Genomic DNA, 12,173 nt, shown 5'->3' on the forward strand with positions numbered 1-12,173 from the left:
CAAAAATAAATACCGTGCGTTTAATCACCGCAACCTTTCTTTCCTTCCTTGATGTCTTTCACACTGCAATCGCCATAGCTCACCACATCAGTGCTCAACATGCTGACTCCCTTCTGTTTATTTTTGTCATCCTGTTCGCGCCCGGAACCTCCACGCGACGCGGATTGCGATGCCGATTGCGCCGCGCTGGCAGCGGCGCCATCCGCTCCAGCCACGCCGGTCGGCGCAACAACACTGGTTGGCACACCCACCGTGCCGCCCGAAGCTTGAATATTGGAAGCGCCAATAACCGCCGTTGCCGCAATCACAATTTGACTGCCGCTGATACCTGCTTCACCGGCATCCACCACCCCTACGGGCGCAGCCAAAACCACATTTCCCTTACCGACTGCTTGTATGCCGCTGCCAGATACGATCGGCGGAAAAATGGTGACGATATTGCCGCGCTCGTCCACCACGCTGACTGGCGGCGGTGCAGAGATCGCTGACTTAGCGCCTTTACCGGCATCGATGCTGCCTTCGGACGACCACACGAGAATGTCGCCACCGAGTAAAGTAAAGACACGCGATTGATTGACATTGAAATTGTCATTGACTACAGCACTGAGATTACCCTTCTGCTGTACGACCAGACCCAGTTGTTCCGGGGTTTTACGAATCCCCGCCAATTGTCCGGCCAGGCCGACATCGACATTGCCCCCGGGAACCGCCAGATTGATGTCGCCGCCGTCCAACGTTTTAATCTGACTGAATACCAAACCGAGATTTCCGGCATAGGATTCATCCGGGAAAAGGGTTTTGATCGCTTCAAAACCGCGCTCGTAAAGATCCTTGCGTTTTGATTCGAGCGCAGCAGCCGCAGCCGATGCAGATTCTTTGATTTCATTGTAAAAAACATTCAATAACGTACCCAGATGCTGGCGTTGTTCAGCGTCCGGCAAATCGGCAAGCCCCTGCAGAATTTTTCGATATTTGTCGGTATTTTCATAACGCTTGATAAAACCGGCCAGATCCATTTTCCCGGCTAAACCCGTCAGAATCGTAATCGCCGCGCCACCTTCGTCGCTCAACGTGCGATTGAATAAATTACCGATGGTTTGAATGCCGTTGGAGCTGCCGAGGTTAATGTTTTCCCCAGCCAGCACTTGTAATTGACCTGGTCCGCCAAGCTCCAGCTTTCTGATATTGGAAAGAATATTTCCATCGTTATTGATGATCGTGTCGTACAGGATATTTCGCCCCGCCTGTACGCGAGTAATATCATCAGCCGCCAGATTCTGACCTTTCAGGGTCAGATTCTTGATGTCCCGGCCAGCAACAAATTCGGCCGCTTTGGGCAAATAAAAGGTTGCTTCCTTATCGGTGGCAAATGCGATATCACCCAAATGCGCAATGACTTGAGGTTTGTTGGAATTGCCCAAATGTACCGGGACCGGGGCATTGATAAGGAGCGGATCAGGCGTGGTCAGATTTAGACGTTCGCGCGCGCGGATAATACCGCTGACCAAATTGCCTTCGACTTGCTGCGCGGGTGAAACAACACCCGGCAACAATGAAATATCCGTATTGGACATGCCGATATTAAAGAACTGAGCGGCATTTCTATCTGCGGATACATTTCTCTGCGCCAGTAACTCAAATTGACCTTGGGATGACGGAAACAATGTCATCGAATTATTGACACGAATGTCGCCAGAGTACGCAACCGTTTTCAAAGTACCCGGGTACACGCTGAAACCGAACCCCGGTTCGGGGCTATTATTCAGAACTACGCTGCCGCCGGTTGTTGCAAGTGAAATGGCACTTCGATCACTGTACGTAAAAAAGCGCGAATCGGTACCGCCGGAACCAACCGGTAAAGAATCCTGACCGCGTATCGTGGGATTGCCCACGGATGCCAGAACCAGATCATTGCGCGCACTGACATTGACCTGCGCATCACCCAGATGCAGCGCGGTGCCTGCTTCCGCCGATGCGGAATAACTGCCCCCTGCGGTTATATTGGCCTGTCCCTTGCCGACATAATATTCGCCACCGGCGATGTTATTACCCGCCGTAACCGACAATGCGCCACCGCCATTAATCTCCGTACCGTTAGCGCTCCAGGTGGTGGAAAAACCGGAAATAGCATTAATCGTACCGAGCGGCTTACCCGTGGTAGGCAGCATTGCGGATAAATTACGGATATCCCCGCCGGCTTCAATCGTAACTTCACCGCCGCCCAGCGCTCCGACATTCTGGTTAAACGTTCTAACACCGCGATTACTGAAAGTATCGCCGCTGATATTGATACCCCAAGCCGTGGGCCGTTGATTCACGTCCCAAACGCCGCCGCGTACCAGCCAGTCACTGATTTTCTGGCCGGTTGCAATGCCTTGTATGTCTCCCCCCGCATGGATCGAGATATCGCCGCCTTGCGTCGGATAATCCGCCACGACAAACTGTGTGCCGAGCAAAACTTCATTGGCAAAGCCATAACGCAACACGCTGTTTAACCACGCTGGATCCAGCCGGTTCAAATAATTGGCGTCAGATTCGCCGGGAAAACGCGCAGGCGCGCCAGGAATACTGCCAGCCAATAACTGACCGCGCGTGTACTGTGCCGGTGTGCCCATGGTATAAATCGCTGCCGCGGCTTTTGTATCGCCGGGATTACTCAGGTAGCGCAAATCATTTCCGGCTTCCACATCAATACTGCCGGTACCCGTCCGGACTACCACCTGGGCCGGGCTCGATTGATTATCGGTTGCTGCCAGATTGATATCGCCACCTGCATATAAACCATAACTCCAGGATAAGCCCGGCTGTATCATGTCAGGGAAACGGTTTTCCGGTTTCTGCCCGGCGATGGGGGTTCTCGCAAAGGCGTCGGTTAAAGAGGCATTGATATTGAGATTGTTATTGGCTCTCAGAGTAAGAAAGCCCGGCAAGATTTTTTGTCCGTCCACAGCCGAGTAGCGCCAATTGGAATCCCAGCTCAGCGTTTTTTCATTCCATGCACCTTCCATGAAATCCCAGCGATCTTGCAGCGTCAAATCACCTTTGCTTTGTATTTCTATGCCCGGTAAGAATTGCAGCGCCGATCCGGAAAGATTCGCCAGCGACGGCTTGTTCGCCATGAATGCAGCGGTGTCGGCTTTCCACGCCTGGATGGCATCATTCGTAATGACCGATTCACCGGAATAGACCCGGGCTGCTTCGAGCACAGCGTGATTCGGATCAGCGCCTGTAATGCGCGTATTGATTGCTGAAACGGCAACGGCATGATTCGAATCCCTGCCGGTACGTAAATGGACATCCCCTCCAGCGCCGCTACTGCCGCCGGAAACATCGATCACTGCGCCGGAAGCCGACAAATCCAGCAAGCCGCTGCCAGCATCCTGCCGGTACACGGTATCCAAGGTTACACTGCCGCCTTTTGCGCCATTCGCAGTAGATTTAGCCGTAATTGCGCCAGTGGAACCCAGCGCAATACCATTAGCGCCGTAGATATTAACTGAACCGGCAGCATCGCCCCCTGCATCGATCCGGCCTGCGATAGTCACTTTACCTTGATCGGCAGTCAGATTGAATTGATCGGCTTTGATCGTATCGGTTGCAGCGATTGCGATATCGCCATGACGCTGCCGCAGGCTCAATTCCTGATTAAATCCCGCCTCTGCTAATTTGGCATTCAACGCAGACAAACCATCCGCGCCAAAATCATTCGCATCCAAGCGGATGCTCCCGCCTGGGGTGTTTGCCGGAGCCGATGCGTCTATGTCACCGTGCCAATTGAACTGACCTTTGGGCACTTGAACGTGCAGCGTGCCAGCTTTGCTGGCATACTGAATTTGATTGGCTTCGCTGCCCGCCGCACCGGCAAGCCGAATGTTTGCATCGCTTTCAAAATTAATATTCCCGGCATCGGCCGACAATACAACGCGCCCCGCCGGTGCATATCGAGTCAGCTCTCCGAATGGCACAGCACGGCCTGAAACATCAATCTGCGCACCGTTATTCAGATTGATATCACCGGCAAGCGCATGCAACTCCAGAATACCCCCCGGCAAATCAAAAAAACCATTACCGGCAATTGCATTGGCTGTTACCGACCATGCCGATCCCAAGCCCGCGGAGCTTACCGGCGCAGTGCTGCCTAGCCGGTTAAAGTTGATTTGATGACCGCTGGCATCAATGCGCGTAGTGGAACCGGAATTACCGGCAAAATAAGCGGCATTTAAATTCAGGTCTCCGGCTACGCTTAATGAACCTGGCTTGGCCACAGTGCTATTACCGGTCTGCGCATCCTGCATTAACCCCAATCCGGTAATCGCATTGGATGCATTAAAGGCGGTGTTACTGAAACCAGAAATGGCATAGTCGCCTTCCGCCAGCAGGATATTTTTCGCATTCAGCGCTAACGCGCCTGTACCTGTGCCGGTCCGATCGGAATTGAAACCCGGATTTCTTAACGTAATGCTATCCGCATTGATCTGCGCGCCAAGACCAGCATTATTAAAACCATTGATTCGCGCCGCATTGATATCGAGCAGCTTGGATTGCAAAACGACATCACCGTACAAATTGAAATCGGAGGTACTGATCAGCTTCAGCTCATTGAGATTCAAGGGAATATTCTTCAGTACCAGCCCTTCCGTGCCAAGCGGTGCGGCACCCGCGCTGATGCGGCTGGATTTCAACGCCAGCGAACCGCCATTCATATCGATAAGACCGTCAAATACCGTATTTCTGGTGGAATCGAGCGCCATTGAAGCGTTCGCTTTCAGCCGCGCGCCTTCCTCAATGGTCAAAACACCGGTGCTGCCAGTGACACTGCGGTCGCGGTTCAATCCTACTTGATTGAAGGAAGAAACCCGTAGCAAAGCGCCATCACTATTGGTTGCACCGCTGTTTTCGATAAACAGATCCACTGCCGTGCCGCTGCCATTATTTTTGCTTTCGATCAGCGCACCGGAGGAAACCCTCACTTCATCACGTGCCGCCAAAATGACTTCCTGACCCTGCAAATGACTATTTCCGTCGATATTCAGGTTTTGTGCGGTTACCGTTACCCGTTGACCCCTCGTATCTTTTCCACGCACCCCGCCGAGCAGCAAGCTGGGGGCATTTAAGCGGTTCAGATCGTCAGCCAGTAATTTGACTGTGCCGGGAACCGGCGCCTGCAAATCTTCCTGGCGGCCTACAATAGCTAAGCGGTCGGCACTGATATCCACTTGCCCGCCCCTGCCGTTTTTGGCGGGAGACGCCACCAGATCCGCTGCCAACGTCAGATGCTCACGCGTGGTAATTGCCAAACTGCCCGCATCCTCAGGCAACTGTGGACGAGCGATGCCTCTTTGCTCTGCCGCTTTGGCAAAAAACTGATTGGCGGAATAATTGGTATATTCGGAGAAAAGTCTCGCTTGCGTTCCCGGCGCCACGGAGAAACCTTGCGTGCGAGGATTTTGAATATCCGCGGCTGCCGTGCCATAGTGCCCGGAAACAATCGTTGCACCGGTAAAATCGGTAAAGCGCTGACTCGGTGTAATGTCCGGAACGTCCGGTCTTGGTGTAATCAGATACGCGCCGGGCAGCAAAGCGTAGTGTGCGGGCAGTAAGGTATACCAGCCTTCCTTCAAGGCGGAACCGGCACTCAGATAAACGCTATCGCCAACATGCAAATTCGCGGATGAAAATTCCAGCGGATCAATCGGCGTCAGTGCCGGATTGAAATCTGGCATCACTGCGAATTTAGGAACATAACCGGCAGCACGCGGATCCAGAATATCGCGCGACCCGCCCGGGCCCGGAATGAATTCGTAGGCGTACAAATCGCCACCGCCCGACAGATCAAGCTTGGCGCCTTCTTGCAATTCAACGTTGGTACCCGTCAGCGCCAGCCGTTTTTCCGGCGGCGATGAAATCAACCGGTTAATTGCGCCATCGGCTGTCATTGGATATAGCCAATTAATACCCGCCGCGCCGCGGCCAAACGGTACGGTTAAGTGATTACCCGATACCGAAGTATAACTACCGTGCGCCAATACCAAATGATTACCGGCGTTCAGATTGATGCTGCCGAATGGAACCTCGATGGTGCCATGTTGCTTAATGTTCGGCGCGTTAATCGTCAGACTACCGCCCGCGGAGAGCACCGGTGTTTGTGCGCCGGCGCCTTGCAGAATAGTCAGCGTTTCCTGCCCGGTACCGCCGAGTGCAAACGTATAATCGGTCAATGTCGCGGTATACAATTGCGAAGCGGTCATCACCAAATCGCCCGCAAATTTGAATGTGCCCAGAAAATTCTTCGTGTCCGGTCTTATCTGAATGCCCACGGCGCGCACATCGCCTGCGCTGAACAAATCGGCCTGGCCAAAACCGTTAAAACTCAGGCCGCCAACCAAATCAATCCCTTTCGCCGCTACCGAGAACCGCCCTGTACCGCCCACTGCATTTGGCGCCAGCCGGGTATCGAATAAACCTTGCGATAATTGGGTATCGATACGGCTTTGCGTCGATCCCAGCGCCGCATAGGTTGTGTTCAGACTGACCTGGTTACCAGCAGTCTCGATACTGGGCGTATCCAGAATGATTTCCTTATGCGCTGCCAGCTGCATATCGCCATTAAAACGAATGCTTCCGCGATATTGGCCATCGCCGCCAAGCACATCGGTTTTAAGCTGTAATGCGTTGAATCCGGAGTGACTTAATTGATCATTGTTGAAAAAAGCCAGACCACTGTAGCGTTCCGTATTGATGTTACCGCCCAGCGGCAAATCGCCCGCGATCACAGGATCTGATGCGGCTGAAATCACAATACTGCGTGGTCTATTGGTCAGCGCAGCTACATCGTCCGGAAAAAAGCCACCGCCCACGGGAAACTCGGGTTTATCGCGCAACCCTTTGTTGATTTCGGCAGACAGTGTGCCGCCGCCGGAAGCCGTACCGCCATCCGCTTTGAAGGTGCCGTCGATTAGCATCCCTTCACCCGCTTTCAAGGTGACTTGACCGCCAAACGAAGGAATATCGCGCGAGACCGGTACAAATGCATTGCCGCCTTGATCCGGCTCACGAAAATCAACGCGTTCACGCGTACCGCTCACATCGATTAAAGAGCCTGCATAACTGACAATATAGCCCCTATTGGCGATGAGATCGATATGTCCGCCCGGCAAAACGTCGCCCATGTGCAAGCCATAAGGATTCAACTGTTCTTTGAAAACACCCCGTGCATTCAGGCTGCTATTTGCGCCCAGCCAGATGCCTTGCGCGTTATAAAAACCTGTGTCGCCACGCACTGGCGGATCGATGGTCGCGCTGATTGTCCCTGCGGGTGCATTGATGCTGCCTTCGATCAGGATAGAAGTTGCCGAATTCATATCAACCCGGCCGCCGATATCGGTTTTAATCGATGCGCTTGCACCGATTGTCAATTGCTCTTGGCGATTCTGCGCGATCGACGGTGCGACGGAAAGATGCAGATTAGCGGGCTGACGGATTGCTTCCGTTAACGTCACGATCGAACTGAATGCTTGCAAATCAGCACCGGTGTGCTGGGTGGCGGCATTAGCCGATAAATAAAAATTCTGCTGAAGTGGGTGGACGCTGACGTTATCGGCCACTTTCAATCCGTACAGATTCGCACTCAAACTGAAATCGGAGAAACCGCCTTGCTGGAAAAACTCCGGCGCCAGCACCAAAGGCTGAACAGTCGAAGCGGAACGTGCGGGTACATCCGCGGCGCTGCCAATAACCACTTCATTGGAAGCCAGATGCAGCTGACCGCCTTGATTGAGCGCGAAAGCCGATAATTCGCCATCGAGTATCAAGCTGGATGATTTACCGCCCGGCTCGACAGTAGCGGCTTCAAGATGAATCGATCCGCCGCGTCCCCCCCGTGTGCCGCCGATGATTTGCAACCAAGCACCGCCATTGGCGTTGATCCGGCTGCCATCATTTAACCGCAAATCCCCTTGTTCGCTGATCAGCGTGACCGAGCCGCCGTCGACCGATACAGGATCAAATGGCAGGCTCGAACGGATGCTTTGCAGATCATTAACCCAGCGCCCGCTGACATCGATTTGTGAATGCGCACCCAAGGTGATCGGGTTCGGCAGCAACTGATCACTATTGACTACCACCGGCTTGAAAGTGATATCGCCAGACGGTGCTGTCAGCGATCCTTGAATTTCGCTACCGCTCGCCGCCACAGTCAACTTGCCGCCTATCGGCAACTCAAGTTGCACATCCGGACCGATGGTTACTGAACCGTTGGTCGTGACACTGACGTTCCGTACTCCGGATTTTTTGAGATTTTCCGCATCGATATTCAGCGCGATGGGTTCTTTCTTATTAGCCTCTCTCGGTATGGGCGCATTCGGTTTCAGTGCCGGTACCGGCGGATCCATGTTCTGGCTGAATATTACGTTTTGTTTACCGAACAGGTTGTTCTGACTCAAATCGATCGAGAAATTGCTGCCATCGGCGCGCTGGGCATGTTGTCTCTGCAAGGAACCATCCACAGTCGTGCCATCCAGAACACCATTCAGCATCGCCTCATAGGTATTAATCGTCAGATTGCCGCCTGCTTTACCTTCGATATAGCCGCGTTCAAAGTGCTTGAGCGCCATGCCGGAAATCGCCCAGCTTTCGATGATGCCCCATTTCGGATGAACTTTTGTGAATTGATTCAGTATGGCGTCATAAGGACGGTTGGGGTCGGCATGCGCAATATCGGAAATAAAGCCACCGGAAACGACTTTAGTGGTTTCGATATAACCATCCCGGTAGGCAACCGTACCACCGGAGAAATCTATCTTGCTGCCCGCTTGCGTAATCACATCACCGCTGGAAGTCAAATTGATGGAACCGCCCGCTGTGCTGCGCTCATCAATATTCCGTTCAATGCGATCAACCGCGCCCTTGATATCGGCGATTGGAATGGTGGCGCTGGTCAGTACACCGGTATTCGGGTCATAGACCAGCGTCGCGTCACGCAAATCAACCGATACTTTCTCGGCAAATAAAACGCCATCGCGTTGTAAAGGGGCATCGCGCAATTCGTTCTTGCGCAACTCCACTTGCACAACATTACGTTCCATCGGTAACACGACGTTCTTGACCCCGGATGCATCGATTGTGCTGCCGGTTTCAAGATAGATGCGGGCACTTCCTTTAATCGATGCGTCGGCCAGGTTATCCAACGCCTTGACATCGATAATCCCGGATTTTGCTTCGAGCACGGAACGATCTTTCAAATGAACTTCATGGCCGCTGATTTCAATCTTGGAGGATTCCTGCGGTTGCGCATCGATGGCCTTCGCCGTTTTGTCGGCATCCAGATCAACGCTGGTGCGGCTGCCTTCGGCCAGCGTGACGGTCGCGCTTTTACCTAACCCATCATCCTTTTCAGTTCTGCGTGTTGTAACGCTGCCCGTTAATTTACCGCCCGTGCCGCTTGGATCTTGAATGCCTTCACGCGCCAGCAGCCGGACCGATCCGTCCAATTGCACCGAAGTAGTCGCCGATGCAATGCCTTCCTGATTTACGGCAAAGCCGATCAGACTCGCATTGCCGCGTTCCGCCAGAATCTTACCGATATTTTTGACTTCACCGCCGGTTCCGACTTCGACCAAAAGCCCGCGAATATCGGATTTGGTACCGGCTTCTTGCAAATACACTTTATCTTGCGCACCGGCGAGAATGGTCTGGCCGCCCGGTGTTTGAATCGTGCCTGCATTGGTGACTACTGGCGCCGCCAGTATCACGCGGCCGCTGTCGCCACTGGTTTTAATCTGCGCGCCGGGTTCGACAAAAATCTGAATTTTTATTTTTTCGCCATTCGGATCCAGGATGAACTGACCTTGCTCATTTTTCAGATAAATTTCATTATTACCTTGCAAGGCTGCGGCATTGTTGATGTCGAAAACCTTGGTGATACCTCGCTGGAATGTCTCTTCGCTGATACCCAGGGCAGTGGCTACCAAAGCATTCACATTGACTTGCGAGTCCTTACCGAAAAGAAATCCGTTTTGATTGACCAGATAGACTTGGCCATTAGCCGTCAGGGAGCCGAGAATACGGCTGGGATCAGCCTGGTGAATATTGTTTAATGAAATGGCCGTTGCAGATGGTTGTTCAAATTTGATACTATTATGTTCACCGATATTGAAGCTTTGCCACTCCAGCGTCGCCCGATCCGAGATCTGTTTAATAATCATGCTGTCACCCGCAATACTGGCGGCAGCTTGCCCATGCGATGCTAGCGCGGCAGGATCAACCGGTACCGGCAATTCGGCGCGAACATCGTAACTGTTGCTCATCAGGGTGATGCTACCGGCCAAGAGTGTGCGTATCGCCAGAAACAATGGTTTTAGCGGGAAATGCTCATCCGTATGTGTGGTTTTTTTGTTTTTGTTCATACCCAACCTCTATTTGATAGGCGCTAAGCAAAATCTAAAATTCGTAATTCAGCCGGAAATCAAAGCGCTGATCGCCCACATCCACTTTGCCTTGCCGGTACAGCGGGTAAGCCCAGTCAAACTCGCCACTTAAGAATTTGTGCAATTGCATTCTGAAGCCTGCGCCAGCACCTGCCAGTTTGTAGAAATCAGGATTCCGGGGGAGCGGCTCTTTAATCCATAAAGCCGCGTAATCGAAAAATATGTGCGGACGGAAACTGCGGATGATTTCCCAGTTGGTCGGCTGAGGCATCGGGCTCTGCAACTCAACCGAAAAATTAACGCCGTGATCACCCAATTGCTGCGTCATGTGGTATCCGCGCACGCTTTGATGACCGCCGACGGAGAATTGCTCATTACTGATGAGCGGGGTATTCGTGACTTGGCCTCTCGTTCGTACGGCCACTCTGAAATCGCCTGGCAGCTCCTGCAAATGTCTGACCCCTAAAGTCAGATAAGCATAATTCGCTTGCGCCTTAAAGCGCCGGTCTTCAAACTCCTGCGTTTCATTTCCCAAGCCACGTATCGCAAAATTGGCAGCCGCATTAAAAGATGTCACCGCCTTGTTGTAACGCCAATTTCCGTCGTAGCCCAATTGGAATGCCGTGTAAGAAATGGGGGTGGAATTCTCGTCTTGCCCCTGAACGGTAATGGCCTGGTTAAAGTTTTTGTAGTCAAAACCAAGAACCAGATTGTGGTTGTAGGTTTCCCGGGTAGCCAAAGGCTTGGTCAAACGTGCGCCATAAATCGTACCGGCGCCGACGACGGTCAATCCGCCGATGGGTGTTCCCAGCTTGGTATTCGAATCAATGCCGATGCCATACATCGCCAGGCGGGTATCGGAAAAACCGGTCGGCATGACATAAGTGCCCGACCACACCTGAATCTCGCTGGGATTTTCCGGTGTTACTTGATATTGAAAAGACGCACTATGGAAACGCTGCCATAAATTGTCGTAACGTAATGTGCCTACAAGGCGCGGACGCGTTGTCCCTTCCGGATTATTGCCATGAATTTCCAAACTGCCGTGCAATGGAAACGTGTCAGCAACCCGCAGTTCGACTTCGGTTTTACCGGGTGTGGAACCAGCCCGGAATATCGGCGTGACTTGACGATCACCCGATTGCTTACCCAATGCGACCACCTGTTCCTGAACATCCGGCATATGCGGCACTTGTCCCGCAGCCAATGCGGGGACTTGTTCACGGATTTTTCCCAAAGAAAAATAGCGCGACCCGGTAATCTTCAGACGTTCGATGGTACCTTCCATGACTTGCAGACGGACCTGCCCTTCCACCACATCCTGCTCGGGGATTTCCACCAGCACGGTAGGATAACCTTGCTCCTTATAAACCGCTTCCAGGGCTTGGCGGGCACTTTCAACATCGTCGATGGATTTGTCGTAACCCAGAAATGGATATACCGTTTTCTCAATTAATGGTTGCTCCAAGATGGTGTTCCCATCTACTTGTAGCACCAGCAAATCGAATTTTGGCTGTGATTGCTCGGCATATACCTGTTCCGATGATTTTTGATCTCCCCACGCAGGCATGGATAGACAAAACGCAAGCAGTGAAATTAATAGGGGCAGTATCATCCGGAGCATTCAATCAGCAATTAATTAAAGGTAATGAAACAATAAAACAAAATAACCAAGCATTATTTAGACAAAGAAAGTGCGTGCACTCAATGCACAATCCTTACAAACTCTTATTTATTGATTGATTAGTA

The 12,173-nt window shown here is 52.4% G+C and carries 3 protein-coding genes; 1 reads left to right on the forward strand and 2 read right to left on the reverse strand.

Annotated features, from left to right (window positions below; translation table 11 throughout):
• Positions 1–20: 20 nt before the first annotated feature.
• On the reverse strand, positions 21–10,403 hold the full coding sequence (locus DU481_RS02360; protein ID WP_350132097.1) for a filamentous hemagglutinin family protein: 10,383 nt from the start codon (positions 10,401–10,403) through the stop codon (positions 21–23).
• A gap of 34 nt (positions 10,404–10,437) precedes the next feature.
• Entirely contained in the window at positions 10,438–12,048 is a 1,611-nt protein-coding gene (locus DU481_RS02365) for a ShlB/FhaC/HecB family hemolysin secretion/activation protein (protein ID WP_350132099.1), read from the reverse strand.
• On the opposite strand from DU481_RS02365, the gene DU481_RS02370 reads away from it, so the two are divergent.
• Positions 11,934–12,167: a hypothetical protein gene (locus DU481_RS02370; RefSeq protein WP_350132206.1), complete on the forward strand. Its 234-nt coding sequence runs from the start codon at positions 11,934–11,936 to the stop codon at positions 12,165–12,167. The two genes, DU481_RS02365 and DU481_RS02370, sit on opposite strands and share 115 nt — an antisense overlap.
• Positions 12,168–12,173: the final 6 nt, after the last annotated feature.

The organism is Nitrosomonas sp., from assembly GCF_040240425.1.
Classification (GTDB): domain Bacteria; phylum Pseudomonadota; class Gammaproteobacteria; order Burkholderiales; family Nitrosomonadaceae; genus Nitrosomonas.

Excerpts from the sequence above, each read along its gene's own strand:
- DU481_RS02360 (WP_350132097.1), bottom strand. The coding sequence starts at position 10,403 with ATGAACAAAAACAAAAAAACCACACATACGGATGAGCATTTCCCGCTA.
- DU481_RS02365 (WP_350132099.1), bottom strand. The coding sequence starts at position 12,048 with ATGCTCCGGATGATACTGCCCCTATTAATTTCACTGCTTGCGTTTTGT.